The sequence below is a fragment of the Ruegeria sp. ABM4_193 genome, assembly GCF_056158705.1.
The window spans coordinates 483,632-509,359 of the sequence record NZ_JBSWTT010000003.1 but is presented as its reverse complement, the minus strand read 5'-3'; the positions used below and the strand labels follow the sequence as shown (position 1 = coordinate 509,359).

At 54.6% G+C, this 25,728-nt stretch carries 29 protein-coding genes; 20 read left to right on the top strand and 9 right to left on the bottom strand.

The genetic code is table 11. The features are described 5' to 3' along the window. Nucleotides 1-696: 696 nt before the first annotated feature. On the bottom strand, nucleotides 697-1,716 hold the full coding sequence (locus ACXADZ_RS20630; RefSeq protein ID WP_475199490.1) for a permease: 1,020 nt from the start codon (nucleotides 1,714-1,716) through the stop codon (nucleotides 697-699). A gap of 85 nt (nucleotides 1,717-1,801) precedes the next feature. On the opposite strand from ACXADZ_RS20630, the gene ACXADZ_RS20625 reads away from it, so the two are divergent. Then, nucleotides 1,802-2,659 (top strand): LysR substrate-binding domain-containing protein, encoded by an 858-nt coding sequence (locus tag ACXADZ_RS20625; protein ID WP_475199488.1) that lies wholly within the window; start codon nucleotides 1,802-1,804, stop codon nucleotides 2,657-2,659. 111 nt (nucleotides 2,660-2,770) lie between these two features. Here ACXADZ_RS20625 and ACXADZ_RS20620 read toward each other — a convergent pair whose 3' ends face one another. From ACXADZ_RS20620 to ACXADZ_RS20600, 5 genes are all read right to left on the bottom strand, one after another. Then, nucleotides 2,771-3,121: an antibiotic biosynthesis monooxygenase gene (locus ACXADZ_RS20620; RefSeq protein WP_475199487.1), complete on the bottom strand. Its 351-nt coding sequence runs from the start codon at nucleotides 3,119-3,121 to the stop codon at nucleotides 2,771-2,773. A gap of 86 nt (nucleotides 3,122-3,207) precedes the next feature. Further along, nucleotides 3,208-4,137: an alpha/beta fold hydrolase gene (locus ACXADZ_RS20615; RefSeq protein WP_475199486.1), complete on the bottom strand. Its 930-nt coding sequence runs from the start codon at nucleotides 4,135-4,137 to the stop codon at nucleotides 3,208-3,210. A gap of 122 nt (nucleotides 4,138-4,259) precedes the next feature. Continuing rightward, complete coding sequence (locus ACXADZ_RS20610; RefSeq protein ID WP_475199484.1) at nucleotides 4,260-4,637, bottom strand: DUF1127 domain-containing protein; 378 nt, start codon at nucleotides 4,635-4,637, stop codon at nucleotides 4,260-4,262. Between the two features lie 109 nt (nucleotides 4,638-4,746). Then, on the bottom strand, nucleotides 4,747-5,628 hold the full coding sequence (locus ACXADZ_RS20605) for a LysR substrate-binding domain-containing protein (protein WP_475199482.1): 882 nt from the start codon (nucleotides 5,626-5,628) through the stop codon (nucleotides 4,747-4,749). A gap of 294 nt (nucleotides 5,629-5,922) precedes the next feature. Then, nucleotides 5,923-6,669, bottom strand: coding sequence for a porin family protein (locus ACXADZ_RS20600; RefSeq protein ID WP_171672299.1), 747 nt, complete (start codon nucleotides 6,667-6,669; stop codon nucleotides 5,923-5,925). Between the two features lie 462 nt (nucleotides 6,670-7,131). Here ACXADZ_RS20600 and ACXADZ_RS20595 point away from each other — a divergent pair, with 462 nt between their 5' ends. From ACXADZ_RS20595 to ACXADZ_RS20570, 6 genes are all read left to right on the top strand, one after another. Beyond that, on the top strand, nucleotides 7,132-7,794 hold the full coding sequence (locus ACXADZ_RS20595; protein WP_475199477.1) for a Crp/Fnr family transcriptional regulator: 663 nt from the start codon (nucleotides 7,132-7,134) through the stop codon (nucleotides 7,792-7,794). 85 nt (nucleotides 7,795-7,879) lie between these two features. Continuing rightward, nucleotides 7,880-8,311, top strand: a complete 432-nt coding sequence (locus tag ACXADZ_RS20590; RefSeq protein ID WP_475199474.1) for a YeeE/YedE family protein — start codon at nucleotides 7,880-7,882, stop codon at nucleotides 8,309-8,311. A 4-nt stretch (nucleotides 8,312-8,315) separates the two neighbouring features. Continuing rightward, entirely contained in the window at nucleotides 8,316-8,744 is a 429-nt protein-coding gene (locus ACXADZ_RS20585) for a DUF6691 family protein (RefSeq protein WP_475199472.1), read from the top strand. Nucleotides 8,745-8,781: 37 nt separating this feature from the next. Then, a complete protein-coding gene (locus ACXADZ_RS20580) occupies nucleotides 8,782-9,663 on the top strand; it encodes an MBL fold metallo-hydrolase (RefSeq protein WP_475199469.1) in 882 nt (293 codons plus the stop codon). Nucleotides 9,664-9,682: 19 nt separating this feature from the next. Further along, nucleotides 9,683-10,021 (top strand): TIGR01244 family sulfur transferase, encoded by a 339-nt coding sequence (locus tag ACXADZ_RS20575; protein WP_170542826.1) that lies wholly within the window; start codon nucleotides 9,683-9,685, stop codon nucleotides 10,019-10,021. Nucleotides 10,022-10,033: 12 nt separating this feature from the next. Then, on the top strand, nucleotides 10,034-11,752 hold the full coding sequence (locus ACXADZ_RS20570) for a SulP family inorganic anion transporter (protein WP_475199464.1): 1,719 nt from the start codon (nucleotides 10,034-10,036) through the stop codon (nucleotides 11,750-11,752). A 183-nt stretch (nucleotides 11,753-11,935) separates the two neighbouring features. Here ACXADZ_RS20570 and ACXADZ_RS20565 read toward each other — a convergent pair whose 3' ends face one another. The 3 genes from ACXADZ_RS20565 to ACXADZ_RS20555 form a co-directional block, all read right to left on the bottom strand. Further along, nucleotides 11,936-12,997, bottom strand: coding sequence for a YeeE/YedE family protein (locus ACXADZ_RS20565; RefSeq protein WP_170542830.1), 1,062 nt, complete (start codon nucleotides 12,995-12,997; stop codon nucleotides 11,936-11,938). 42 nt (nucleotides 12,998-13,039) lie between these two features. Continuing rightward, entirely contained in the window at nucleotides 13,040-13,348 is a 309-nt protein-coding gene (locus ACXADZ_RS20560; RefSeq protein ID WP_475200141.1) for a metalloregulator ArsR/SmtB family transcription factor, read from the bottom strand. A gap of 100 nt (nucleotides 13,349-13,448) precedes the next feature. After that, complete coding sequence (locus ACXADZ_RS20555; RefSeq protein WP_171672323.1) at nucleotides 13,449-13,823, bottom strand: thioredoxin domain-containing protein; 375 nt, start codon at nucleotides 13,821-13,823, stop codon at nucleotides 13,449-13,451. 80 nt (nucleotides 13,824-13,903) lie between these two features. Between ACXADZ_RS20555 and ACXADZ_RS20550 the strand changes: the two genes are divergently transcribed. The 13 genes from ACXADZ_RS20550 to hemA all read left to right on the top strand — a co-directional run bounded on the left by ACXADZ_RS20550 (nucleotide 13,904) and on the right by hemA (nucleotide 25,709). Continuing rightward, nucleotides 13,904-14,644 (top strand): cytochrome c biogenesis CcdA family protein, encoded by a 741-nt coding sequence (locus ACXADZ_RS20550; RefSeq protein WP_475199459.1) that lies wholly within the window; start codon nucleotides 13,904-13,906, stop codon nucleotides 14,642-14,644. A 14-nt stretch (nucleotides 14,645-14,658) separates the two neighbouring features. After that, complete coding sequence (locus ACXADZ_RS20545) at nucleotides 14,659-15,237, top strand: thioredoxin family protein (RefSeq protein WP_475199456.1); 579 nt, start codon at nucleotides 14,659-14,661, stop codon at nucleotides 15,235-15,237. A gap of 131 nt (nucleotides 15,238-15,368) precedes the next feature. Then, complete coding sequence (gene soxX, locus ACXADZ_RS20540; protein WP_171672330.1) at nucleotides 15,369-15,845, top strand: sulfur oxidation c-type cytochrome SoxX; 477 nt, start codon at nucleotides 15,369-15,371, stop codon at nucleotides 15,843-15,845. 46 nt (nucleotides 15,846-15,891) lie between these two features. Beyond that, nucleotides 15,892-16,308, top strand: coding sequence for a thiosulfate oxidation carrier protein SoxY (gene soxY, locus ACXADZ_RS20535; RefSeq protein WP_058275041.1), 417 nt, complete (start codon nucleotides 15,892-15,894; stop codon nucleotides 16,306-16,308). Nucleotides 16,309-16,344: 36 nt separating this feature from the next. Further along, complete coding sequence (soxZ, locus tag ACXADZ_RS20530) at nucleotides 16,345-16,674, top strand: thiosulfate oxidation carrier complex protein SoxZ (protein ID WP_171672336.1); 330 nt, start codon at nucleotides 16,345-16,347, stop codon at nucleotides 16,672-16,674. 70 nt (nucleotides 16,675-16,744) lie between these two features. After that, complete coding sequence (soxA, locus tag ACXADZ_RS20525) at nucleotides 16,745-17,590, top strand: sulfur oxidation c-type cytochrome SoxA (RefSeq protein ID WP_171672338.1); 846 nt, start codon at nucleotides 16,745-16,747, stop codon at nucleotides 17,588-17,590. A gap of 88 nt (nucleotides 17,591-17,678) precedes the next feature. Beyond that, on the top strand, nucleotides 17,679-19,376 hold the full coding sequence (gene soxB / locus ACXADZ_RS20520) for a thiosulfohydrolase SoxB (RefSeq protein WP_475199446.1): 1,698 nt from the start codon (nucleotides 17,679-17,681) through the stop codon (nucleotides 19,374-19,376). A gap of 24 nt (nucleotides 19,377-19,400) precedes the next feature. Further along, entirely contained in the window at nucleotides 19,401-20,663 is a 1,263-nt protein-coding gene (soxC, locus tag ACXADZ_RS20515) for a sulfite dehydrogenase (protein WP_475199441.1), read from the top strand. Continuing rightward, on the top strand, nucleotides 20,647-21,972 hold the full coding sequence (locus ACXADZ_RS20510) for a c-type cytochrome (RefSeq protein ID WP_475199437.1): 1,326 nt from the start codon (nucleotides 20,647-20,649) through the stop codon (nucleotides 21,970-21,972). Before soxC ends, ACXADZ_RS20510 begins: the two co-directional genes overlap by 17 nt. A gap of 2 nt (nucleotides 21,973-21,974) precedes the next feature. Then, complete coding sequence (locus ACXADZ_RS20505; RefSeq protein ID WP_475199435.1) at nucleotides 21,975-22,682, top strand: c-type cytochrome; 708 nt, start codon at nucleotides 21,975-21,977, stop codon at nucleotides 22,680-22,682. A gap of 24 nt (nucleotides 22,683-22,706) precedes the next feature. Next, nucleotides 22,707-23,969 carry an FCSD flavin-binding domain-containing protein gene (locus ACXADZ_RS20500; protein ID WP_475199433.1) on the top strand — a complete coding sequence of 421 codons (1,263 nt, stop codon included), beginning with the start codon at nucleotides 22,707-22,709 and terminating at the stop codon, nucleotides 23,967-23,969. A gap of 80 nt (nucleotides 23,970-24,049) precedes the next feature. Beyond that, nucleotides 24,050-24,484 (top strand): DUF302 domain-containing protein, encoded by a 435-nt coding sequence (locus tag ACXADZ_RS20495; RefSeq protein WP_475199430.1) that lies wholly within the window; start codon nucleotides 24,050-24,052, stop codon nucleotides 24,482-24,484. A gap of 1 nt (nucleotide 24,485) precedes the next feature. Next, nucleotides 24,486-25,709: a 5-aminolevulinate synthase gene (hemA, locus tag ACXADZ_RS20490; RefSeq protein WP_475199428.1), complete on the top strand. Its 1,224-nt coding sequence runs from the start codon at nucleotides 24,486-24,488 to the stop codon at nucleotides 25,707-25,709. Nucleotides 25,710-25,728: the final 19 nt, after the last annotated feature.

The following is a 25,728-nucleotide window of genomic DNA, read 5'->3' as shown; positions in this document are numbered from 1 at the left end:
TTATGTTAAATAGAGAAGAGGGACATGGGGCGGCTCCTTTCAATGTTGCTCGGACCGGAGACTAACGCCGCAAAGAGCCGGGGTGAAGCGGGTCGCGAGATCAGATCACCGGCCGTCGATCCGATAGCACGCTCCGTGCATGGTCTAAACGTCCCGATCCTCGGTGAAAGCCCGGTCCTCCGCGCTATTCTTCCTTGTACGAATCGGCCCAAAAGAGACATTCACCGCCTACCTAAAGTGCTGCATTCGCGCCCGCTTTCCGGCCATTCGCTGCAGGCGCGAAATCTGAAGGTCGTCGAACTAGAAATTCGCCGGACAAACCTGACTTAGAGGAGTCGAGCAATCTCCTGACGCTATTTTTGTCATTTGAAAACCAAAAGCACTCACTCGCTCAATAGTTTGAAGATAGTCGGGTTAGGGCTTGCCCCCAACGGCCCAATACTCCTTATCACACTCCTGATATCCAGCCCCTTCATCGCTGTCATAACTGCATAACCTCACAACAGTGATTACGAAGAGTGCCATGAGGATCGCTCTGGCAGTTGGGGTTTGGAGCAAGTATTTCATTGTTCTATTTTAGTGTTGCATGATTGACCTGGCAAAGAAGTCCCGCGCCTTTTCATTGCGCCCGCCAGTAGAGCCGAACTAGACTTTGTTGCAGTTCTCTGAACGTCTGCATCCCGTTAACGCTGAATCTCAGACGATCCACCCAAAGAAATACCCCGCCCCGAGCGACCCCAGAACAGCAAGCAGCAGATAGAGCATGAATGGTTGCAATTTGAGCACCGGTGCGATGGCCATAGCTCCCCAAATGCTGACCGCGCCGCCCGAAACAAGAAACGCCATCGCTGCCCCTGCGGACATGCCGTTGTCGATCAACCCCCGTGTCAACGGAAGCGCAGCGTATCCGTCGATATAGGCCGGGGCACCGACGAAGACAGCGGCGGGGATGGCCCACCATTTGTCTTCGCCAACATATGCTGCCAGTGCACCCGGTGTAAGGGCCGCGTTCAAGGCATACTCCGCCGCAAATGCCGGGATCAGGCAAATCAGGATAAGCCGCGTGGTTGCCCTAGCCTGCTTGCCGAAAGAATGACGTCGCGCCTCAGACCGCCATACCCACGGATCAAAGTGCTGATCTTCACCGCATCGTGCAGCACTTAGCTGGCGCGCCAGGCCATTGTCCCGAAGCGCATTCATGGCCCAGGGCGTCTGGGCAAACAGGCTGGTGATCGCGCCGCCGAATAGCCCCAATCCGAAGGCGGCAAGCGTCTTGCCAATCGCAAAGCTCAGACCAAGGGTTGCCGCTGTTGTCGCGAGCATTGCGGGGTCCGTTACCGGAGAAGACAGCCAGAAGGCCATGATCGGAGCGAGCGGTACGCCCGCAGCCAGCAATCCGGCCATCAAAGGCAGCACGGTCACACCGCATACGGGTGTGATGGCTCCAATGAGCGAGGCAGCCAGAACCGTTCTCAGTGTTCTGCCTTCGAAGGCAGCAGCGATGTGGGTATCTGCGCCGCTTGCGATGATCCAGGCTGCAAGCGCGATGCCCGGAATGACGATAGGGGCCACGACAATCAGGCCCCATAGGACAAACTTTGCTGCGTTTGCGGCGTGTTCCGGCCAGGCAAGACAGATGCCTGCCAGCAGCAGGGACACGCCCCAAACCAGGGGTTTCCGATTAGATGCTTGCTTGGCAGCGGTCTGATCTGACATGGGATACTCCTTTGACCTTGAAAAATAGTGCGGCACAAGGCATCTGTGAAACGCATAGTTTCAATTTCCGATATTGGAAAAACAAATGGAAAACCTGGATAGTGATCTTCTGCGAACCTTCGTCGCGGTGGCTGATGCCGGAAGCGTCACCGACGGTGCTGCCCGCATCCACCGGTCGCAATCTGCGACAAGTCTTCAAATCAAGCGTCTCGAAGCGATTCTGGGTCAGCCGGTCTTTGATAGGCATGGGCGCGGGGTGGTCTTGAGCGACACGGGGCGAAAGCTCTTTCCAGTCGCGCAGGATGTGACGGCCCGTCTCGACACCGCACTACGAGAGATTTCACAGAACACAGTGAGCGGCAAACTGCGTTTGGGCATACCCGACGATCACGGGCGCGCCAGACTTGCGGCGATCATTGCCACCTTTGCCCGTCAACATCCGAAAGTCGAACTGGATATCACCTGCGCCTTGAGCACAAATTTTCCAGAAGCCCTCGATAAGGGGGCGCTAGACCTTGCGGTCTATGAGGTCGAAAGCCTGTCCAGTCACGAAGAGGTTGTTTATGAAGACCCGACATGTTGGGTGTCATCGGCGCACCGGCACTTTCGGGCCGATGAAAGCCTTCCAGTGGCCTTGTTCGATCATGCGTGCTGGTGGCGCGACGCGGCAGTCACTTCATTGCAAGCCCGCGGAAAGCCATATCGCGTTGTCTACTCTAGCCAAAGCGTCTCGGGTGTGATTGCAGCAGTAGAAGCCGGGATCGCAGTGGGTCTGCTTGGTCGCTCCTCGCTTCACGGAGGTCTATCGGTGGTGAACGATGCATTGAGCCTCGGAAACACTCCCGCCTCCAAGCTGGTGATGGCATCCAGCAAGCCGAAAGAACAAGGGCCTCAGGACGCTATGAAAGCCGCGATCCGAGCCGCATTTATGGCCAACCCATGACAAAGCCGACCTTCGCTGCGCTCTGTCGAATGGGCAGACGGCTCTAAACCCACCCTGTCGGACCATCGCCGTAGAGACTTTGTAGAACTACTATGTCCCAGTACTGCCCACCTAAGTTGCCTGGGCAAGGTCCAACTGCCAACCCTGCCCCACATCGATATGGCGGATAGAGCACTCTTCAATTAGCTCTTCGTAGCCTGGGGGAAGGAAGGACTCCTGCCATGTTTCCCCGAACCGCGCTTGCACCGCTTTGATGTCGCGCCATACCGATGTAAAGACGACATAATCGTCATCCATGCCGACACCGTGGCCGAAGAAATAACCCAAGTTCCCGGGGTGCCCACGCACAACTTCCGCGGAAGTCACCCCGAATTTCGCGATCAGTTCACCTGCACGGCCAGGCTTAGTTTGGACTTGGAACAACCTCAGTATTGGCCCGGGACTTGCTGATCCATCATTCATTTCGGCCTCCAGGCGCGTTTCTTTCAGAGCGGCATTCACCGTGCCTCGGGCTTGCGCCACCGTCAAGGACCGGCCCGGAGCTGCCTTTAGCCGATGAAAGACAGCACGTGATCCGTCACTTCACGCGGGGCGTCTTCAGGGCTGTAATGGCCAGCACCCGGCAGGCGCTGAATTTTGCCGCTCGGAAACACCGCCTCGAACAGTGGAAGAAAGTGCTTTGCATGCAGCGTGCGGTCTTCTTCCCCCCAGATAGCGAGTGCTGGTTTCGCACTGATCGCCAGTCGGGCCGCCGCGTCCGGTTCTTCAAACTTATGCGCCCCGGTCGCAAACCCCTTGGCCCATCCAATCGCGCCAGCAGCTTCTGCCGGTGTTGGGAATGGCGCCCGATAGGCTTTGAGCCAAGCGTCCGTGACGATTGAGGCGTCTTCGAAACCGTTCAGCTTCATTGTGGACAGGATTGTGTAATCAAGCTGGCCCAGGAGCGGTTCCAGAGTGCCGTCATCTTGCGCTTTCAGGATCCACTGAAACCAAGGGGCTTCGCCAGCATTCGCAACCAGCCTGTCAACGAGATCGGCCTGACCGAACGGCGTTGGCCCGTTGATGGAGACAATCCGCTTTATCCGGTCTGGATGGCGGATTGCGAGCCCCATACCTGCCGGTCCGCCAAAGTCATGCATCACAAGGGTCACGTCTCGCAAGTCGAGGGCAAGAGCGACCGCTTCCAGATTGTCGATATGGTCCTGCAGCCAGTAGGTTCGGTCGCTTGGTGTTGCGCTCTTGCCAAAGCCCATATGGTCAACCGCCACGACCCGATGATGGCGCGACCACGTGGCGATTTGGTGCCGGAAAAGATAGCTCCAGGTGGGCTCGCCATGCAGCAGAAGCAGAGTCTCGGGCCCCTCGCCGATATCAACGTAGTGGGCGGCGTAACCGGGCGCGTCGGTGTAGTGTGCGGGAAAAGGCCAAGTGCCGTCAAATGTGGCATCGGCCGGTACGGCAGGTTTCGGGTGGGTCATGTTGGGTTCTCCAAAGCTCGGGGATGGTCGAAGGCCCGCGCTGAACGCGCTAGCCACGGTCAACTGCAGCATTGTGCGGCGTGTGACCTGGCTCTTGTTAGCGGAAGGGTCGCGTAGTCTCATCACTGCCCCCTTCCGGCGCACATAAGGCGTTTGCTCTCTGCGTTGAGGCTTCCAGCGCTTTGAACGGCGGTATGCCAGCGACCGTGTAACCGGCGCGCGAATTCTTCGGCCGCCTGGTCAGCGGAATCTCGGACAGCGCGATCAATATCGCTCCGCTCCAGGCCGATGTCGCGCAAACGAACGCGCTCAAGACCTTCCAGTGCCTGTCGCGTCTTACGAGTTGTCAGTACGTGGAAGCCGGCAACGACGATGCGTTGAAGCAGGCCGAGTTCGACAGGCGCGTCAAACTTGTCTGCCACAGGCCCGTGATCGACGAGATCTGAAAACAGGTCCTTCTGGCCGTGCGTTGGGCGGCTATCGGGTCGCGCTTTGGTCATGGCGTCCTCCCTTCGGTTACAAGGAGGAACGTAATTTGGCGCTTGGTTTCTTACCAATTCGAAGGAGGCGTGTCAGTGATCGATTAAATGGATCGCTTGATGGCAAGGCTCAAAAATCGGTTTCCGCGAGAGCCTCGGTGAGCCAGTCAGCGAATAGCGACATTGCTCGGGTGAAAGGCCGTCCTTCAGCGCTAACCAGCCAATAGCCGAGGTCTTCGTCTACTGTCTTGGGTTCTGCGAGCCAAGTGAGCCGACCTTCACGCACGAGTGTTTCAACGAGCAACTGACGACCGATTGCCACACCTCCGCCATCGATTGCAGCCTGAACAACAACATTATAGTCATTGAGCGGCATCCGCTTCGTGCCCGCTATATCAATTCCGCGCGACTCCGCCCAAGACTGCCATTCCTGCTCCTTGCGGCTCGTAAGAAGTTGTTCGTCAGACAGGTCTGTGAGCGGTAGGGTTCGCTCAGAATGTGCAACGGGTGCGATCTTTTCCACATGCAGCAACCGGGCATCCACACCCTTCCACGGGCCGGTTCCGAACCTCACGCCCAGATCAGCCTCGTCGTGAGCAAAGCTGACAACCTCGAGTGTCGGGTCCAGTTCAATGTCAATCCCTGGATGGACATCCGAAAATGAGGCAAGACGCGACATGAGCCACATTGAGCAGAAGGACGGCAGCGCCGTGACGCGAAGCGTCTCCCGCCCAGCTTCGGCCCGAAGCTCTGCGGTCGCATCCGTGATCGTACGGAATGCGGTGTTGATTTCTACGAGATATCGCTCCCCCTCAGGAGTTAACGAGATGCTGCGGGCATGTCGTGCGAAAAGCGGCGTTCCGAGCATCGCTTCAAGCTGCTTAATGTGATGGCTGACCGTGCTTTGCGAAATCAGCAATTCATCCGCGGCCCTTCGAAAACTCAAAAGCCTCGCAACGGCTGAAAAAGCGCGAAGCGATAGAAGCGGAGGAAGGTTCGGGCTTGAGCGCAAACAGTTGGCCTCGCATTTCTCGGGAAGAGGCCATCATTTGTTTGAATGTCACCCGTTAGAAGTACTCGGGTTTAGTATTGCATAGTAAACTATGGGCCCTGCCGCACAAATGATAGTATCGTCTACAAAGTGGACATCCAGCGTAATCGAGGGAATAGTTGCTACTGGCCCAAACAAGAACTGTCTGTCTCAAGCTTCCGCGGAAACAGCAATCTTTGCAAATCCATTGCTTCGTGTTGCGCTATCGCATCCGTGTCATGCACGCACAATTGCACACAGTTCTTCGGGTGCTAATCAAAAGCGGTACGTCGCACCGATAACCGGCCCCGACTGACTGAAAGTAAAGTCGTTGCCGTTGATCTCGTGATCGAACGTGATGTAGCGAAATCCGCCTCTAATCATCCATCTTTCGTTTATCGAGTAATCCGCGGTCAACAATACTTGCCAAGTCTCGCTGTCGCTGCTGAATCCGCCATAATCTAAAAACGCCGTGCCGGTCCACCTGTCTGAGAATTTAAACCGAGCACGGGCTCCGACAACAGGGTCAGTCCAGTCTGCGTCCACAGAAGTTGTACGCCCGGGCAACGCTCCGGGTGACAGTGTGAACTGGGTTTCTGTACTAAACCACCTGAAACCTCCTGCAACGTCTACCTGTACGGATGGATCTTCATAGACACGGTAGCCAACATAGCCACTCAAAAACTGCGTCTTGAGTGATGTGTCCAACCCGGAAAACGCTGGTCCAGGTGTGTCATCTCCAAAAGAAATGTCGGTATAGTTGTAGTCAGCTAGCAAGCTCCACCGCCCATTGCTAGCAGCAATTGTACCCATAAATGCAAGGTCCAAATTGCTTAGCGCATCCGAAAAACTGAGCGTGGCATCGATGTTGCCTCGTGGAGTATCCAGCGATGTCTCGGTCTCTGGCATGAACAGATAAATAGTGGCCTCGAAGTTCCAGTCGCTGGAATGCGCTGCCATCGGTGCCGCTAAAATAAGTGCTGAACTTAATAATGCGGTCTTCCGTGCAGGTAGCCGTTGCATAGTACCCTCCCAAAAATCACTGGCTGCAAGAACCTCTTAAACGCGAAGGCCCGAATTTGTATTCCACCATTCTGATGTGAATGAGAGTTATGGCGTTGATCTGAATCAATAAGACCCAGTGACCGCGCTTTTCCAAATTTTCATGCCGTTCAAAATTGCTCGCAACTTAGGTGTCATTGTTTGTGGAGAAATTGTTTAAACGCTCAAGCAGTTCTGCTTGGCAACGAATGTCAGAATCGTCCGCAGAGCTGTCATTCAGGCCTGGTGCCGCGAACGGCCACTCCGAGCCCAAAGCGGCCAAAGCGCTGAGCCGTGCGTTAATGGCAAGTCGGGCTGGCCAATTTTGGGCGATGCTCGGATCTAGCTGGTTAGAAAAACGAAGAGAGCCATTGATCCAAATCTCGTGCCACCGCATCTTTGTAGGGAACCAGTGAACCGAACGCACAGAGCATAGGACATCAATTGAAGGGAGATTGGACCGAAAGCTTTCTTGGCACGAGAAATCTACCTCGGCGGGTCAGGGATAAGCTTCTACATGAAGCACGTGTGGTTACATACAAGCAGGGTCAGCAAGTTTTTGGACCCGACAACATCCCGGACAGTCTGATGTTTTTATATGCCGGCCGCATACGCGTTTCTCAAAGTTCTGATGCCGGGCGAGAAATCGTGCTTTATCGCGTTGAAGCTGGAGAGAGCTGCGTGCTGACCACCGCGTGCATGTTGTCCGAGGAAGCTTATAATGCTGAGGGGATTGCCGAGACCGACGTTACGGCTATCACATTACCTAAAACTTCATTTGATAGGCTGGCTGCTGAAGAAGACAGTTTTCGCGGTTTCGTTTTCTCGGCTTATTCTCGTCGGTTGATTGATCTTTTGCGCGTAGTCGACGATGTCGCCTTTGGCAGAATGGATGTTCGACTGGCAGAGCGCCTTTTGGCGCTTGGAGAAGGCCATTCCGAAATCCAGGCGACGCATCAGGCTTTAGCAAACGAGTTAGGGACAGCGCGTGAGGTCGTTTCACGCATACTGAATGATTTTCAAAAGCGAGGACTTATCCTTCAGACGAGGGGGCGGATCACCCTCCAGAACAAACCTCAATTGGAGCGTTTGGCGAACAGCGCATGAATTCTTTGCGTTAAGTGACATTGTCACTGAAAAGTAAGGTACCGGCCGGTAATCAGGTTGCAACATGAACAACCGGAGACGCCTGATGGAAACCGCGTTTACGCCGATCGCCTCATTTGGAGGGGGGCTCGCAATTGGACTTGGATCCGTGCTTTTGATGCTCGGACTTGGACGGATCATGGGTGCAACGGGCATATTGTCTGGCTTGGCATTCCCAGAAAACCGCGAGGAATTCGCCTGGCGAACAGCCTTGGTTGTGGGAATGATGCTCGCACCGGGCCTGATCTATGCTGCGACCGGTGCAATGCCTGAACTTACGGTACCCGTCAGCCCGATTATGATCGTGATCGGCGGTGTGATCGTCGGTCTGGGCGCCAGTCTCGGATCTGGCTGCACGTCAGGGCATGGTGTTTGTGGACTATCTCGGCTGTCTGTTCGCTCTTTGGTGGCAGTGCCGACCTTCATGGTCACAGCTGCAATCACAGTCTTCCTGATTCGTCACGTCTTTGGAGTATAAAGCAATGAAACTTGTTTTTGCTTTGTTTGCCGGCCTTATCTTTGGCGTTGGTATCGCAGTTTCGGGCATGATGGATCCGGCCAAAGTTTTGAATTTCTTCGATATTGCCGGGACGTGGGATCCTAGCCTCGCCTTTGTTATGGGTGGTGCGCTCCTGGTCACGTTCTTCGGCTACAGACTTGCCTGGCGGCAAACAACGCCGCTCTTTGGTGGGCGTTTTCAGATCCCAAACGCGACGAACGTAGACAAGCGATTGGTTGGTGGTTCGGCTATCTTCGGCATCGGTTGGGGAATTGCAGGCTTCTGCCCCGGCGCTGCGATACCGGCACTTGGTACCGGGCGTTGGGAAGTTGTTCTCTTTCTGGTTGCCGTTCTTGCCGGGTTTGTACTGCGCAGGCTCCTTTTCGCGCGTCCTGTTCAGTCGGCGGCGTAGTCACCGATTTCCCTGAACCACCCTGGAGTACAATCAGATGACGTATCCTGTGAACATGAACATCAAGCCGGACGTTCAGGCTTTCTTCGATGAGGCGACGAACACCATCAGCTATATTGTGAAGGATCCCACCTCGAACTCATGTGCCATTGTCGATAGCGTAATGGACATTGACTACGCGGCGGGGTGCATCACTCACGATCACGCAGACGAGCTCGTCCACCAAATCGTAAGCCAAGATCTAAATTTGGAATGGATCATTGAGACCCATGTTCACGCCGATCATTTGAGTGCAGCGCCGTATATCCAACAAAAGCTTGGGGGAAAAATCGGCATTGGTTCAAAAATCATGATCGTGCAGGACACGTTTGGGAAGGTCTTCAATGAAGGTACCGAGTTCCAGCGTGATGGCAGCCAGTTCGATCAGCTTTTCGAAGACGGCGATACGTACACGGTTGGCAATATGCAGGTGTTCACAATGTACACCCCCGGCCATACGCCGGCTTGCATGGTACATGTCGCAGGAGATGCGGCTTTTGTGGGCGATACTTTGTTCATGCCGGATGGGGGATCAGCGCGCGCGGATTTTCCCGGTGGCGATGCAGCAACGCTTTACCATAGCATTCAAAAAGTCCTGAGCTTGCCGGACGAAACACGACTTTTCATGTGCCATGACTACGGACCAAATGGGCGCGACATCGCCTGGGAAACAACTGTCGGCAATGAGAAAGCCCACAATATCCACGTTGGTGGTGGCAAATCAAAAGAAGAGTTCGTCAAGTTCCGTGTAGAACGAGATGCTCTGCTGGCAATGCCGAAGCTGATCATCCCATCTCTTCAAGTAAATATGCGCGCGGGTGAAGTGCCAACGGACGTGGACGGCAACCCCATGCTCAAGGTTCCGGTCAACAAACTCTGATTTTGAAAGGATGAGAGCGATGGAAATCACCCAAATTTCCCACGACTTCAGTACTTGCGGTCAATTGGAGACCGATGACTTGGCGGAAGTCAAAACGCTTGGATTTCGCTCGCTAATCTGTGTGCGTCCTGACGGTGAACAAAAGGAGCAGCCTACTTTTAGCCAGATCCAAGAATGCGCCAAGGCGCAAGGTCTGCAAGCTCGCTATGTGCCGGTTAAACCCTCCGGCGCAACAGAAGCGAACCACATTGCATTTTCTGAGGCGTTGGCAGAGCTGTCCGAGCCTGTCCTTGGTTACTGCCGAAGCGGTCAGCGCGCTGCAACGCTGTGGCACGCACGACGAGACACTGCGGCGTAGCGGGAGGTAAGGATGCGGACGGCGCAATATCTGCCGGTTCTGAGTTGGGCTCGCAGCTATGGACGGGCAGAGCTTTCTAACGATCTGATGGCGGCGGTGATCGTCACCATCATGCTGATACCCCAATCCTTGGCCTACGCGCTCTTGGCTGGATTACCTCCAGAAGCAGGGCTGTATGCATCCATCGCGCCAATTCTTCTTTACGCAATATTTGGAACCAGTCGCGCCTTAGCGGTTGGCCCGGTAGCCGTTGTCTCACTATTAACAGCGTCGGCGGTCGGTCAGGTTGCAGAACAAGGCACGGCAGGTTACGCGGTTGCGGCACTAACCCTCGCATTTATTTCTGGCGGTTTCCTGTTGCTTTTGGGGTTCTTGCGGCTAGGCTTCCTGGCTAATTTTTTGAGCCATCCGGTAATTGCAGGGTTTATCACAGCATCTGGGATCTTGATCGCTGCCAGCCAACTCAAGCACATTTTGGGTGTGAATGCGCACGGACATACATTGCTTGAGATTGTCGCATCGATTGCAGCGCACTTGCACGAGGTGAATTGGGTTACGCTTGTCATCGGCCTCAGTGCGACAGCCTTCCTTTTTTGGGCCCGCCAATGGTTAAAACCCGGGTTATTGAGGTTGGGTGCTCCGGCGGCGCTTGCCGATATTCTAACAAAGGCGGGACCTGTTGCCGCCGTAGTTGCAACTACGGTTACTGTTTGGGCACTAGATCTTGTCGAAATGGGTGTGAAAATCGTTGGGGAAGTCCCGCAAAGCCTGCCGCCGCTTACATTGCCAGTATTTGCGCCCGAATTGCTTGCAGCGCTGTTGGTTCCGGCAGTCCTGATTTCAGTGATTGGCTTTGTCGAATCCGTCTCAGTCGCGCAAACTTTGGCAGCCAAGAAACGTCAACGGATTGATCCGGACCAGGAACTCATTGGACTGGGCGCAGCCAACATAGGCGCAGCGTTCACCGGAGGCTACCCAGTCACGGGGGGATTTGCGCGATCAGTCGTCAATTTCGATGCTGGCGCTGAAACTCCAGCTGCTGGCGCCTATACTGCGCTTGGCCTCGCAATCGCCGCCTTGGCGTTGACACCATTGGTGTATTTCCTGCCAAACGCCACGTTGGCCGCTACAATCATTGTGGCGGTTTTGAGCCTCGTGGATTTTTCAATATTTCGCAGAACATGGGACTATTCCTGTGCAGACTTCATCGCGGTATCAGCAACGGTTTTGCTGACGCTCGGTATGGGTGTCGAAGTCGGCGTCGCGTCTGGAGTGGCGATTTCAATACTTTTGCATTTGTACAAGACGTCTCGACCGCATGTTGCGGAAGTGGGCCGCGTGCCTGGGACAGAGCACTTTCGAAATGTCCAGCGCCACGATGTCGAAACCGCACCTACGGTGCTAACGCTGCGCATCGACGAGAGTTTTTACTTTGTAAACGCCGGCTTTCTGGAAGAACTGATCTTCAGTCGCCTTGCCGACCGGACGAAGGTCAAACATGTTGTTTTGATGTTCTCCGCCGTTAACGAAGTGGACTACTCAGCGCTGGAAACTCTCGAGGCGATCAATCACCGCCTTAGGGAGCTTGGCGTTGGCCTACATCTGTCCGAAGTCAAGGGTCCTGTTATGGACAGACTCAAACGGTCTCATATTGTCGACGGTCTGAACGGCAGGGTTTTCTTGTCCCAGCACGATGCGTGGACAACGATCATTGCAGAAGCGAGCGAGTGACTAAGATCAGCTTGGTTTGTGAACGTGATCAGAATGAGCGCTTTGGTTCGCATAGCGAACGCATGAGCGTATCTGATTAATGAACACCTCGTGCCGATATGTGCCATCAAAGGCAATCGTTTTCTAAAAAAGAGAACCGCCGAAACCATCCTTCACACGTGAATTCTTGTTTGAACTGTGACCTCAACGCTCAGTTATGAAGGACAGCCCATACACGAGTTGTTTCAAGCCAAGCGCCGCACCGGCGAAGATGGCAGCGAATGTTACAGGCGCGCTGTAGGCCAAAAGTGAGAAGGCAGAAATACCTTGTCCGACGCTGCAACCGACCGCGATGATCGCACCTGGCCCCATAATCGCCGCTCCGAGCATTTGACGCTTGAGTTCGCGTGGATCTTCGCATGCTTCCCATCGGAAATGACCTTTGGACCAGGACCCCAAAAATGCGCCAATGAGAACGCCGGAGACTGATCCGACCGCAAAGGACAAAGTGTTTCCGGACGCTGTCATGAGGTAGAATAACGTGTCGCCAAGTGGTGCGGCGAAGGTATGGGTTTGAACCGGTTCACCATCGAAACCGTGCGTCGCAACCCAATTCGTGCCGAGCCACCCTGATACGATCGCCAGCCCAACTACAGATCCCCAAAATACCTGTGCGGGAGCGCGGCGGAAGCGCCGGTTTGCCAAGGCGAAAATCACCAACGCAATGCCGATGACCGCGCCAATGAGCCAAGCTGGGATAGAGGTCAGTTGTTCGGCAAGGAAGCTAATGCTCTGTGGGCCTTCAATATCCATTTCCTCGGGGAAGACCCATACGCGCAAATATGCAAGGGGCCCGGACATGACAACGTAAGCAGACAGACCCATAATCAAAACGATGACGAATGATCGAAGGTCGCCGCCTCCAAGCCTTGCCAGCGCGCCATAGCCACAGTTTCCGCTGATGGCCATTCCGTAACCGAACATGAGACCACCCACGATCGATCCAAGTGGGTTCCAGGTCTGTGCAAGATACCTTGTTCCAACAGGGTCCAGCCACCCTAAAGCCATAGCTGAGTGGCTGCCTACAATTGCTACGCCGATCGCAATTGCCCACATGCGCAGCCGCCGGTCATCATCTGCGTAGAGGTAGTCCTCGATTGCACCCAACGTGCAAAAACGGCCAATGCGTGCGGCCAAGCCCAACACAATACCACCGATCAAACCGATCAAGGCGACGGTGTTGGCGTCTCCCAATGCTTCAAACATTGCCAGTCTCCTCCCAAAGCTGGCGGGTATTTTTGGCGGCTTCTACTTCTCCCTGCAGAATAGATCGTAAACGACTTCCAGGATCTGTGTCGATCGATCATCCGCCAATCTGTAGTAGATTGTTTTCCCCTCGCGCCGTGTTTTCACCAAGCCCTCAAAGCGTAAGCGGGATAGTTGCTGAGACACGGCGGCCTGGCGTGCCGAGAGCATTTCTTCCATCTGCGTGACAGATTTTTCACCCGAGGACAGATAGCACAAGATCATCAAGCGTCCTTCATGGCTGATTGCCTTGAGGAAACTTGACGCCTTCTGAGCATTTTCCATCATTCTGTCCATGTCTTCGGCGCACATGTCCGGGGAGAACACAGGCAGTTTCGAAGATTTGTCCAACAAGATCGCCTCGCTTTCATAGCTTCACGCATTCATAACAGTTTATGTAATGCGCCACAGTTTATCCAGAGGTCTCAATCGGTACCCCCGCGTCGCGCAGTAAAACGCCCAGCAAACCCCAGAAAAAATCTTCGCCGGGATAGCCTTCGATCCGGCCGACCTCTTGGCCATCGTCCAGCAGAACAAAGGTTGGCGTGTAGTAGAGAGGCCGCTCCAATGCGATGCCATCAGGCAGAGCTGCGTGGATATCGATGCGTTGAAGTGGAGCAGCATGTCCTTCCGGTGTCTTGGGGTAGATCTCCGAGATGTCTGTGTCCCAACGTGCGCACCACATACACCCATCTTCTTCGGCCATCAGAAGAGTCATTTCTGCCCGTGAAATCACGGGAGAAACAAGAAACGCGATTGCAAGCAATAGTGGAATTAGGTGGCGCATCTTAAGCTCCGATTGACCGCAGCGTTATATCTTTACTATTTTGAATATGTGAATGATAGCGTGCCAGGACAGGTTTGACCATGCTCGACATTACATTTGCAGGAGCTTTGGTCGCAGGACTTCTGTCTTTCTTGTCGCCCTGCATCCTACCTATCGTGCCGTTTTATCTTAGCTATCTGGCCGGCGTTGGAATTGATCAGATATCTGCGGGTTCTACAATTCCCGGCGGCGTTCGTCGCAAGGCAACGCTTTCTGCGATAGCATTTGCAGCCGGGATCATAACGATCTTCATGGCGCTGGGTGCGACGGCTTCGATATTCGGACAGCTGGTACGAGAGTATTTTGACATCCTGCGTTGGATCGCTGCGGCCATCATCATTGTGATGGGCATGCATTTCTTGGGGATTATCCGCATCGGCTTCCTGTATCGCCAATTTCGAGCGGATGTTGGTGATACATCAAATGTAAGCCTTGTTGGGGCATATGTTCTTGGATTGGCGTTTGCTTTTGGCTGGACACCCTGTGTTGGGCCGGTGCTCGCCGCGATCCTGTTTACAGCAGCCGGAACCGAAACGGCCTGGCGTGGAGCGGTGCTTTTATTCGTCTACGGGGTTGGAATGACCGCACCGTTTGTTCTGGCAGCCTTCCTGGTCCGCCCCTTCATTCAATGGATGGCACGGTTCAGAAAGCACTTGCCCCTCATCGAAAAGGCAATGGGTGGCTTTCTACTGCTCTTCGGCATCCTCATCGCAACCAACTCCATCAATCACGTCGCACAATGGATGCTCGACCATATGCCTTGGCTGGCAGCCATTGGATAATTCGGGAGGAAGACATGAAACGATTTTTGACAGTATTGATCGCTTGTCTGATCGGCGGGGCACTTTCCGCCGCTGAACTGGGTGACGACGGTTTACATAAAACGCCGTGGATGCGCGACACGTTCAAAGACCTCCGAGAGGATCTCGAAGAGGCCTCAAGCGAGGACAAACGGCTTGTGTTATTCATTGAGCAGCAGGGCTGCATCTATTGCAAGAAAATGCATGAAGAGGTGTTCCCCCAGCCTGACCTGGCAGCGTTCATCGAAGAGAATTTCTTTGTCGTCCAACTGGATTTGCATGGCAGCACCGCGGCCATCGACTTTGACGGGGAAGAAAATGAGCAAAGAGCGCTGATGCGAAAATGGGGGATTCTGTTCACCCCGACGCTCGTATTTCTGCCGGAAGAGGTGCCAGAGGACGCGACAGCCATCGATGCTGCGGTCGCTGTTATGCCCGGAGCGTTCTCAAAGGGAACAACCTTAGACCTTTTCACCTGGGTCGATGAAAAACGATATGAGCTTGATAATGGTGAAGATTTCCAACGGTATCATGCGCGGCGCATTCAAGAGCGAAACAATGTTTCTCAGGATTGAGTGCTGCCGTTATAAATAAAAAAATTCATTATTATGAATTTAATGTTGCGACAACTGGTACTCGTCGACTACGGTACACAAAGGCTTTGGGTCGCAAGGCGCCGTCGGCGCGTTAGCAAATGGGAGGGATCATGAAGCTGAGACTCTTAACATTGGTCTGCGCAATGACAGGCGTTGCCGCATTTGCGGCAGAAACAGACCCGCAAGACGTAAACTATGACGACTATGGTGCCATTGAGGCTTCGTTGACCGGTGCTGCTGGCGATGCGGCTAATGGCGCGCTCATCGTTGGGGACAAGTCAAAAGGCAACTGCGTCGCGTGCCACGCGGTTTCGGCTTTGGCCGACATCCCGTTCCATGGCGAAGTTGGTCCGATGCTGGATGGCGCCGGTGATCGTTGGACCGAAGCAGAACTTCGCGGATTGGTCGCAAATGCCAAGATGACGTTCGAAGGCACGGTGATGCCTGCGTTCTACAAGGATGACGGCTATATCCGCCCGGGCGACGCCTATACCGGAAAAGCCCCAACCGCGCCTTTGACGTCGATCCTGACAGCACAAGAAATCGAGGATGTGGTCGCGTTTCTAGCGACCCTGAAAGAAGAATAGCTGCGCTTTCAGGCGCGGATTTTCGAAGAATCAAAGGAGATTGAAAATGGAACTCTCTCGCCGCGAGACACTGGCCCTTGGGCTGGGCGCCGCGTTCCTGACAATTATGCCGCTTCGGGCAAATGCAGCTGCTGAAGATGCCATTGCGGCATTTACAGGCGGGGCAGATGTGGCTGACGGCGGTGTTACGTTGACTGCACCGGAAATCGCAGAAAACGGTAATACTGTACCTATCGAAGTTAGTGCTCCGGGCGCAGCTGCAATTCTCATCGTGGCTGCAGGTAACCCCGAACCGGGCGTCGCAACCTTCAATTTCGGTCCTTTGGCTGCTGAGCAAGCCGCATCAACCCGCATCCGGCTTGCCGGAACGCAGGATGTCATTGCCGTGGCGAAGATGGCAGATGGCAGCTTTGCCAAAGCGTCTGCGACCGTAAAAGTGACAATCGGCGGCTGCGGCGGCTGATCGCCACGCATGCCTCGAAGAACAGGAGATTAACCAATGGCTTCCGGTGTAAAACCCCGCGTCAAGGTTCCAAAGACAGCCGCTGCTGGCGAAACCGTTACGATCAAGACATTGATCAGCCACAAAATGGAAAGCGGCCAGCGTAAGGATAAAGAAGGCAACGTCATCCCGCGTTCGATCATCAACCGTTTCACCTGCGAGTTTAATGGAGAAATGGTGGTGGATGTGACGATGGAGCCGGCGATTTCGACCAACCCGTACTTCCAGTTCGAAGCGACTGTGCCCGAGGCTGGTGAGTTTGTATTCACTTGGTTCGATGATGACGGCTCTGTCTACGATGAGAAGAAAACGATCGAGATCGCCTGACGGCTCGACCACTAAGGCAGATCAGCGCTGGTAGGAGGAGTTGGCGCTGATCCACCAAGGGAGGAACGCAATGAATACCAAGGCACTTACGGCGATCGCGGCAATTCTGGTTTTCCCGGCTGCAGCGATGGCTGGACCGGACGAAGACAATTTGGTGATCAATGATGAGTTGGACATGACTTCGGTTACTGAAGCTCCGGCACATCTGGAAAATTTGGACACGATCTACTCGGGTTGGCATTTTCGCACGGATGAAACGCAAGCGCTTCAAATTGATGACTTCGACAACCCCGCAATGATCTTCGTCGATCAGGCCACCGATCTCTTCGAGACCGTTGATGGTGCCGCTGGCGAGAGCTGTGCCTCATGCCACGATGGGGTGGAAAGCTTCAAGGGATTGCAGGCGTCCATGCCGAAGGTGGATGCCGAAACTGGTAAGCTGGTCGTCATGGAAGATCTGATCAACAAGTGCCGCACGGACCGCATGGAAGCCGATGCCTGGAAATGGTCCGGGGGTGATATGCAGGGCATGGTCGCTTTGATCGGTCTGCAATCACGCGGGATGCCAATGAATGTCGCGATTGATGGCGATGCCGCCCCATTTTGGGAGCAGGGCAAGGAGATGTATTATACCCGCTATGGTCAGCTGGAGCTGAGCTGTGCCAATTGTCATGAAGACAACTGGGGCAACATGATCCGTGCCGACCACCTGAGCCAGGGTATGATCAACGGGTTCCCGACATATCGTCTGAAACAAGCCAAGCTGATCTCGCGCCACAATCGCTTCCGCGGCTGTATTCGCGATACGCGGGCGGAAACTTTTGCCGAAGGATCGGACGAGTTTCGCGCGCTTGAGCTTTATGTGGCCTCGCGTGGCAACGGACTTTCAGTCGAAACACCTGCAGTACGGCAATAACGAACGACCCGCGTGGACAGTGTCCTGCGCGGGTTTTTCCAGGTAAATAACATTCACACATTTATATGTGTTATAGGAAAACTGATACATGATTTCTCGACGTGACTTCTTGCAGGTTTCAATGGCTGCATCGGCTTTGTACGGGGTGTCCGGGTTCGGCAACTGGGCCAGACTTGCCGCGCAGCAAAGCTTAACGCAGGATCAATTGTTGGAGTTCGAGACCTTTGGAAATATCAGCCTGATACATGTCACCGATATTCACGCGCAACTCAAACCGATCTATTTCCGCGAACCCGAGATAAACCTTGGTATTGGCGATGCGCGAGGGCAGATGCCGCATGTCACAGGGGAGGCGTTCCGCAAGGCCTACGGGATCGAAGATGGAAGCCCGTCGGCCTATGCGCTGACCTACAATGATTTCTCTGCGCTGGCCAGGACCTACGGTCGGGTCGGTGGATTGGACCGGGTCTCAACTGTCATCAACGCCATTCGTGCTGACCGTCCCGATGCCCTTTTATTGGACGGGGGCGATACATGGCACGGTTCTTACACCTGCTATCAGACGGCCGGTCAGGACATGGTCAATGTCATGAACGCGCTTAAACCCGATGCAATGACCTTCCATTGGGAGTTCACGTTGGGCAGCGACAGGGTTAACGAAATCGTCGAAGGTTTGCCCTTTGCGGCCTTGGGTCAGAACATCTTTGATACCGAGTGGGACGAACCTGCAGAATTGTTCCAACCCTATAAGTTTTTTGATCGGGGCGGTGCAAAGGTCGCAGTGATCGGGCAAGCGTTTCCTTACATGCCAATCGCGAACCCAGGCTGGATGTTCCCAGAATATTCATTCGGTATCCGGGATGAAAACATGCAGGCCATGGTGGACGAGGTTCGCGATGCCGGTGCCGATGTCGTTGTCGTCCTCAGCCACAATGGCTTTGACGTGGACAAGAAGATGGCAGGTCGGGTGCAAGGGATCGACGTGATCCTCAGCGGTCACACGCATGACGCGCTGCCCGAGCCGGTTCTGGTCGGTAAAACGCATATCATCGCGTCTGGCTCGAACGGCAAATTCGTCAGCCGAGTGGATCTTGATGTGAGGGACGGGCAGATGATGGGGCTGAAGCACAAGCTGATCCCGATCTTCTCGGACGTCATCGCTCCTGATCCTGCGATCACTGCTCTGATAAATGATCAGCGCGCGCCGTACGAGGCTGCGCTGAGTGAGGTGATTGGCAAAACGGATTCGTTGCTCTACCGCCGCGGCAACTTTAACGGCACCTGGGATGACCTGATATGCGATGCACTGATCAAAGAGCGTGAGGCAGACATCGCGATGTCGCCTGGCGTCCGTTGGGGACCCTCAATCCTGCCGGGACAGGAAATTACGCGTGAGGACATTTGGAACGTCACATCGATGTCGTATCCCAATGCCTATCGCACAGAAATGACGGGCGAATTCATACATGTGATCCTTGAGGATGTCGGTGACAACCTGTTCAATCCCGATCCCTACTATCAGCAGGGCGGCGATATGGTCCGTGTCGGTGGGCTTGGCTACCGCATCGATGTGACCAAACCACAAGGGAGACGGATCAGCGAAATGACTTTGCTCAAAACGGGTGAAGCTATTGATCCATCGAAAACCTACGTCGTGGCTGGTTGGGCCAGTGTCAATGAAGGCACTGAAGGTCCACCGATCTGGGATGTAGTCGAAAACCACATTCGCAACCTTGGCACCGTGACGGTGCAAGAGAACACCAGTGTCGATGTTGTCGGCGCTTAAGAAATCAATGGAGACCTAAGAGATATGGACGACGCGTTCAAACCGTCCCGCCGGGCCTTCCTGAAAGGCAGTGCAGCGGTAGCCGCAGGATCAGTTGCGGGTGCGGCAGCGGCAGACACGCCCGACCCACTGATAACAGAGCTTCAGGATTGGGCGTCTTACACGGGTGCCGGTGTCGATGAGTCACCTTATGGTATGCCGATCAGTTTTGAATCCCATGTTGTGCGCCGCAATGTGGAATGGCTGACCGCCTCTCCGATTTCGTCGATCAACTTTACACCAATCCACGCGCTTGATGGTACGATCACTCCGCAAGGTTGCGCATTTGAGCGCCATCACTCGGGCGCGATCGAGCTGCGCAAGGAGGATTATCGCCTGATGATCAACGGGTTGGTCGATCGCCCGCTTGTATTTACTTACGACGACATCGAGCGTTTCCCGCGCGAAAACCATGTGTATTTCTGTGAATGTGCGGCAAACACCGGTATGGAGTGGGCGGGTGCTCAACTCAACGGCGTCCAGTTCACCCACGGCATGCTTCACAACATGGAGTACACCGGCGTTCCGCTGCGTACGCTGTTGCAGGAAGCAGGCGCTGATATCTCACCAGACAAATGGGTCTATGTTGAAGGCGCAGATGCGTCATCCAATGGTCGCTCCATTCCGATGGAAAAAGCACTGGATGACGTGTTGGTGGCTTTCAAGGCAAATGGTGAAGCGCTGCGCATGGAGCACGGATATCCCGTGCGACTGGTTGTTCCTGGCTGGGAAGGCAACATGTGGGTCAAGTGGCTGCGCCGCATCGAGGTCGTCGATATGGCGGTCGAAAGCCGGGAAGAAACATCAAAGTACACCGATGTCTACGCCGATGGCACAGCCCAAAAATGGACTTGGGTGATGGATGCAAAATCCGTCATTACTTCACCCAGCCCGCAAATGCCCATCAATCACGGACCGGGACCCTTGGTCATTTCCGGGCTTGCCTGGTCAGGCCACGGGCAAATTACGCGGGTCGATGTGTCCAAGGACGGTGGGATTACCTGGGAGACAGCGCGTCTTGGCAAGCAGGGCGACAGCAAGGCTTTGACGCGTTTCTATCTCGATACGAACTGGGACGGAGCTCCAATGCTTTTGCAGGCCCGGGCGATAGACGAGACCGGCTATGTGCAGCCGACCAAAGACCAACTGCGCGAAAAACGCGGAGAAAACTCGGTCTACCACAACAACTGTATCCAGACTTGGTACGTGAGCGCAGAAGGGATCGCTGAGAATGTCGAAGTCTCTTAGTCATGTTTTCCTGCCGGTATTCGGTGGCACAGCGTTGGTGCTTGCGGCGGCTGTGGCTATTGCGAACCGGAATTACGGCCAATCGCAGATAGAAACCTTGGAAACCCGGATCAGTCAGGTTGAGGCGCATGCAGCCGCAGCCCAAGAAAATGCGCAAGCGGAGGCCAGCCGAGCAGTTGAACTCGAGACCAAAGTCGAAGAAATTCAAGCGGCCGCTGCGGAACGGATTGCAAATGGTACGAACCTGACCGCACCCGCGCCCAGCCAGGATGACACTTATGGGCTTGGACGTCCTGCTCTGGAGGAAGAGATCGCGGCATGGGACGTTGACGTCTTGCCCGACGGGCGTGGCTTGCCGGTTGGATCAGGCGATGTCTGGGCCGGAGAAGAAGTGTTTGTCGACCGGTGTGCGTCTTGTCACGGCGAATTTGCCGAAGGTGCCGACAATTGGCCTGTTCTGGCAGGTGGTTTCGATACGCTTGCAGATGAAGATCCTGTAAAAACCGTTGGGTCTTATTGGCCGCATTTGTCCACCGCCTGGGATTACATTTCTCGGTCGATGCCGTTTGGTGAAGCGGGCACGCTGACAGCGGACGAGACATACGCGATTGTCGCCTACATCCTTTATTCCAATGATCTGGTGAATGACGATTTCGTTCTCAGCAACGAAAACTTCGCCGATTTCGAGATGTACAATATGGACGGTTTTGTTGTCGATGTTCGACCCGAGACGGAATACGCGGAATGGCGAGAAGAGCCTTGCATGGAGAACTGCAAAACAGAGGCAGCGGTTACTATGCGTTCTGTCTTTCTGGTTGAGACGCCACCAGAAGGCGGTTCGAATTCGGTCATGAATGAAGCCAGCGCTGACGGGTTGCCGACGTTCACGGCGGAAGGGCCCTCGTTCATTCCAGCCGCAGCGCCAAAGCCTGAGGAAGAGGCCGCCGCAACACTGGCTGTTCAGGAAATCGAAGAGTCTGACCAATCAGCGGACCTTCTCGCCGCCGGGGAAAAGGTCTTCAAGAAGTGTAAGTCCTGCCATCAGGTCGGTGAAGGTGCAAAGCATAGCACGGGACCAGCCTTGAACGGAATTATTGGGTCCAACGCAGGGTCGGTAGAAGGTTTCAAATACTCCAAAGCTATGAACGCTGCAGCCGAGGCAGGTCTTATTTGGACTGATGCAGAAATGGCGGCCTTCCTGACAAAACCCAAAGACTACATGAAAGGCACGCGCATGTCTTTCGCCGGGCTTAAGAAACCAGACGATATTGAAGCTGTGATCGTCTATCTAAAGTCGTTCGGAAGCTGATCATGCGGTGGTCGTTCCTTTTAACCTGCGCAACGGTATTGGTTCCGATCGCTCCATCGACCCACGCAACAGAAGACCTTGGCGACGCGGAAGCAGGGAAAGTGGTGTTCGCCCAATGCCAAGGCTGTCATCAGGTTGGAGAAGGAGCCGAAAACAAAATTGGGCCGCACTTGAATGGTGTTTTTGGTCGGAAAGCCGCAGGTCTCGAGGGGTTTAACTACTCCAAGAGTCTTGTGCGCGCGGGTAACTCAGGTCTGGAATGGCACGCTGACACACTGTCCGCCTACATCGAAAATCCACGCGCATTTGCGTCAGGTACGAGGATGAGTTTTCGCGGTTTGAAGGACCCGGAAGACCGAGCCAACGTGGTCGCCTATTTGCGGGCGTTTTCTGACAATCCTCAGGACATCCCAGAAGCGGACCCAACGGCGAAAGGAACGGATCATTCGATCGATCCCGCGATCCTGGCGATACAAGGAGATCCTGAGTACGGCGCATATCTCAGCAGCGAATGTACAACATGCCACCAGATTGAAGGAGGCGATGAGGGCATTCCTTCGATTGTGTATTGGCCTGACGAGGACTTCGTGGTCGCTATGCACGCTTACAAGGACAAACAGCGGCCACATCCGGTCATGCAAATGATCGCCGGGCGGCTGAGCAATGACGAAATCGCGGCATTGGCCGCATACTTCAATAATCCAGAGTGACAGTGTCTAAGGGGAGGAAACGCGATGACACTCAATAGACGAGTATTTCTTGGAGCTGCCGGGGTAGTGGCCGCTGGGCTATCTGCTCCGATGGTGCTGGCTCAAGGCAAGCCCCGTGTAGTGGTTGTCGGCGGCGGTGCGGGCGGTGCGACTGCCGCGCGTTACATAGCGAAGGACAGCAAAGGTGAGATTGACGTGACGCTGATCGAGCCGTCTCGGACCTACTACACCTGTTTCTTCTCAAACCTTTATTTGGGAGGTTTTCAGGAGCTATCGGACATAGCCCACAGCTATGGCACGCTTGCCGCGAACTACGGTATAAACGTCGTGCATGATTGGGCCACTGGGGTCGACCGCGACGCTAAGACGGTGTCTTTGGCCGGTGGCGGGTCAGTTCCTTATGACAAGCTGATCCTGAGCCCGGGTATCGACTTTGTTGATGGTGCGGTCGAGGGCTGGGACCTCTCGGCCCAAAATAAAATGCCGCATGCTTACAAAGCTGGTTCTCAAACAGAGCTTTTGAAAGCGCAGATCATGGCGATGCCCGAAGGGGGTACCTTCGCGATGGTCGCTCCTCCCAACCCGTACCGTTGCCCGCCCGGGCCGTATGAACGGGTTTCGATGGTGGCGCACGTCCTGAAGGCAAACAACCCAACAGCAAAGATCATTGTAGCCGATCCGAAGCCGAAATTCTCGAAAATGGCTTTGTTCCAAGAAGGCTGGGGAAACAACTACGAAGGAATGGTCGACTGGATCGGCGAAGATTTCGGCGGTGGCAATGTATCCGTGAATCCGGATGCAATGACGGTGACCATCGACGGTGAAGAGACAAAAGTCGATGTCTGCAATGTGATCCCAGCGATGAAAGCAGGTCGCATTTCGGAAATGGCGGGAGTAACCGACGGCAACTGGGCACCAGTAAACGCTGCGGACATGTCCTCCAAAGCCGATCCGGACGTTTATGTTCTTGGAGATGCCAGCCAACAGGGTGACATGCCGAAATCCGGTTTTTCGGCAAACAGCCAGGCGAAAGTATGTGCGAATGCGGTACGAGGTGCGTTGACCGGGTCTAAAGTCTTCCCGGCCAAGTTCTCGAACACATGCTGGTCGCTGATCGATACCGATGATGGCGTTAAGGTTGGCGCAACCTATGAGGCGACGCCAGAAAAGATCGCGAAAGTCGATGGCTTTATCAGTCAAACCGGTGAAGATGCCGATTTGAGAAAAGCGACTTACGAAGAGTCACTGGGTTGGTACGCCGGTATCACGTCGGACATGTTTGGTTGAGGCAATCGGGGGCTTTGACCGGTGTCAAAGACCCCGATGATCAATCTGAGAAAATGCGGTTCAGGAGGAGGACTAAAACCATGAAACACTTTATTGCCGCAGCCGCGTTTTCCACTGTTCTGGCGAGCCAAGGGCTTGCAGAAGAGATCATCACTGTACCCTTCGACGGCAGTTTTGATGATGCAACATTCGCCGTCGAGTCCGCGATTGTGGGACAGGGACTGGTCATCGACTATGTAAGCCACGTCGGCGACATGTTGAATCGAACAGGCGCTGATGTCGGCAGCGACAAACAGATATTTGCAGCTGCAGACATCTTCATCTTCTGCTCGGCAAAAATCTCGCGTGAAGTGATGGAAGCAGACCCGATGAATATTGGCTTCTGCCCGTATGGGATTTTTGTAGCCGAAGGCGACGATGGCGTGATGGTTGGATACCGAAGCTATCCTGATGGACCAATGCAAACGGTTCAGACTCTGTTGTCCGGGATCGTAGAAGAAGCCGTTGGGAACTGAAATGAACTATCAGCAGTTTTTTCGTGGTCAACTCGACCGGCTTCAGGAGGAAGGGAACTACCGGGTCTTTGCGGATCTCGAAAGGCAGCGTGGCGCGTTCCCGACGGCGCGTAGCTACGCGGAAAATGGCCCCGAGAAAGTTACTGTGTGGTGCTCAAACGATTATCTGGGGATGGGTCAGCACCCCAAAGTTATTGCAGCAATGCACAAGGTGATTGATGAGGTTGGTGCCGGGGCGGGAGGAACGCGTAATATCTCTGGAACGACCCACCAGCATGTTTTGCTGGAGCAAGAGCTTGCTGACTTGCATGGCAAGGACGCTGCGTTGCTGTTTACGTCCGGTTACGTTTCGAACTGGGCCGCACTGGGAACTTTGGCGTCTCGCATTCCTGGCATCACAGTCCTGTCTGACGAGTTGAACCATGCCTCGATGATCGAGGGCATTCGCCACAGTCGGTGCCAGAAGCGTATCTGGAAACACAACGACGTGGCGGACCTTGAAAGGCACCTTGCTGAATTACCTGCCAATGCACCGAAGCTCATTGCGTTTGAGAGCGTCTATTCCATGGATGGCGACATTGCACCAATTGCCGAGATCTGTGATCTGGCGGATCGCTATGGCGCGATGACCTATTTGGATGAGGTTCACGCGGTTGGGCTTTATGGGCCGCGCGGCGGAGGCATAGCTGAGCGCGAAGGCCTGATGGATCGGCTAACCGTCATTGAGGGGACATTGGGCAAAGCGTTCGGCGTAGTTGGTGGATACATCGCGGCGTCGAAAGAGCTGGTGGATTTTGTCCGATCCTTTGCCAGTGGTTTTATCTTTACCACTGCATTGCCTCCCGCCGTGGCCGCAGGAGCTGCTGCTTCGGTTCGGCACCTGAAGCAAAGCCATTCGGAACGACATCTACACCAGCAGCGCGTGCGCGAGGTGCGAGACAGGCTGGACGATCTGGGCATTCCGCATACACCGAACCCAAGTCACATAATTCCGGTCATGGTCGGCGATCCGGTCAAGTGTCGCTTCATCTCTGACGTGCTGATGCGTGACTATGGAATTTACATCCAGCCGATCAATTATCCAACCGTCCCCAAGGGAACGGAACGTCTACGGATTACACCTTCCCCAGTGCATTCCACCGACGACGTGGATCGACTGGTGGCTGCCTTGGGTGAGCTATGGACACAATGCCAATTGGCGCGCAGGCCAATGGCCGCTCAATGACAACTTGACCGAAGACAAG

Bases quoted from the DNA above. Each gene is read 5' to 3' on its own strand.
- ACXADZ_RS20600 (WP_171672299.1), bottom strand. From the start codon at position 6,669: ATGCAACGGCTACCTGCACGGAAGACCGCATTATTAAGTTCAGCACTT.
- ACXADZ_RS20570 (WP_475199464.1), top strand. From the start codon at position 10,034: ATGCGGACGGCGCAATATCTGCCGGTTCTGAGTTGGGCTCGCAGCTAT.
- ACXADZ_RS20550 (WP_475199459.1), top strand. From the start codon at position 13,904: ATGCTCGACATTACATTTGCAGGAGCTTTGGTCGCAGGACTTCTGTCT.
- ACXADZ_RS20575 (WP_170542826.1), top strand. From the start codon at position 9,683: ATGGAAATCACCCAAATTTCCCACGACTTCAGTACTTGCGGTCAATTG.
- ACXADZ_RS20565 (WP_170542830.1), bottom strand. From the start codon at position 12,997: ATGTTTGAAGCATTGGGAGACGCCAACACCGTCGCCTTGATCGGTTTG.
- ACXADZ_RS20545 (WP_475199456.1), top strand. From the start codon at position 14,659: ATGAAACGATTTTTGACAGTATTGATCGCTTGTCTGATCGGCGGGGCA.
- ACXADZ_RS20500 (WP_475199433.1), top strand. From the start codon at position 22,707: ATGACACTCAATAGACGAGTATTTCTTGGAGCTGCCGGGGTAGTGGCC.
- soxC (WP_475199441.1), top strand. From the start codon at position 19,401: ATGGACGACGCGTTCAAACCGTCCCGCCGGGCCTTCCTGAAAGGCAGT.
- hemA (WP_475199428.1), top strand. From the start codon at position 24,486: ATGAACTATCAGCAGTTTTTTCGTGGTCAACTCGACCGGCTTCAGGAG.
- soxX (WP_171672330.1), top strand. From the start codon at position 15,369: ATGAAGCTGAGACTCTTAACATTGGTCTGCGCAATGACAGGCGTTGCC.
- soxB (WP_475199446.1), top strand. From the start codon at position 17,679: ATGATTTCTCGACGTGACTTCTTGCAGGTTTCAATGGCTGCATCGGCT.
- ACXADZ_RS20615 (WP_475199486.1), bottom strand. From the start codon at position 4,137: ATGACCCACCCGAAACCTGCCGTACCGGCCGATGCCACATTTGACGGC.
- ACXADZ_RS20585 (WP_475199472.1), top strand. From the start codon at position 8,316: ATGAAACTTGTTTTTGCTTTGTTTGCCGGCCTTATCTTTGGCGTTGGT.
- ACXADZ_RS20620 (WP_475199487.1), bottom strand. From the start codon at position 3,121: ATGAATGATGGATCAGCAAGTCCCGGGCCAATACTGAGGTTGTTCCAA.
- ACXADZ_RS20625 (WP_475199488.1), top strand. From the start codon at position 1,802: ATGGAAAACCTGGATAGTGATCTTCTGCGAACCTTCGTCGCGGTGGCT.
- ACXADZ_RS20495 (WP_475199430.1), top strand. From the start codon at position 24,050: ATGAAACACTTTATTGCCGCAGCCGCGTTTTCCACTGTTCTGGCGAGC.
- ACXADZ_RS20630 (WP_475199490.1), bottom strand. From the start codon at position 1,716: ATGTCAGATCAGACCGCTGCCAAGCAAGCATCTAATCGGAAACCCCTG.
- ACXADZ_RS20560 (WP_475200141.1), bottom strand. From the start codon at position 13,348: ATGTGCGCCGAAGACATGGACAGAATGATGGAAAATGCTCAGAAGGCG.
- ACXADZ_RS20555 (WP_171672323.1), bottom strand. From the start codon at position 13,823: ATGCGCCACCTAATTCCACTATTGCTTGCAATCGCGTTTCTTGTTTCT.
- ACXADZ_RS20580 (WP_475199469.1), top strand. From the start codon at position 8,782: ATGACGTATCCTGTGAACATGAACATCAAGCCGGACGTTCAGGCTTTC.
- soxY (WP_058275041.1), top strand. From the start codon at position 15,892: ATGGAACTCTCTCGCCGCGAGACACTGGCCCTTGGGCTGGGCGCCGCG.
- soxA (WP_171672338.1), top strand. From the start codon at position 16,745: ATGAATACCAAGGCACTTACGGCGATCGCGGCAATTCTGGTTTTCCCG.
- soxZ (WP_171672336.1), top strand. From the start codon at position 16,345: ATGGCTTCCGGTGTAAAACCCCGCGTCAAGGTTCCAAAGACAGCCGCT.
- ACXADZ_RS20510 (WP_475199437.1), top strand. From the start codon at position 20,647: ATGTCGAAGTCTCTTAGTCATGTTTTCCTGCCGGTATTCGGTGGCACA.
- ACXADZ_RS20590 (WP_475199474.1), top strand. From the start codon at position 7,880: ATGGAAACCGCGTTTACGCCGATCGCCTCATTTGGAGGGGGGCTCGCA.
- ACXADZ_RS20505 (WP_475199435.1), top strand. From the start codon at position 21,975: ATGCGGTGGTCGTTCCTTTTAACCTGCGCAACGGTATTGGTTCCGATC.
- ACXADZ_RS20610 (WP_475199484.1), bottom strand. From the start codon at position 4,637: ATGACCAAAGCGCGACCCGATAGCCGCCCAACGCACGGCCAGAAGGAC.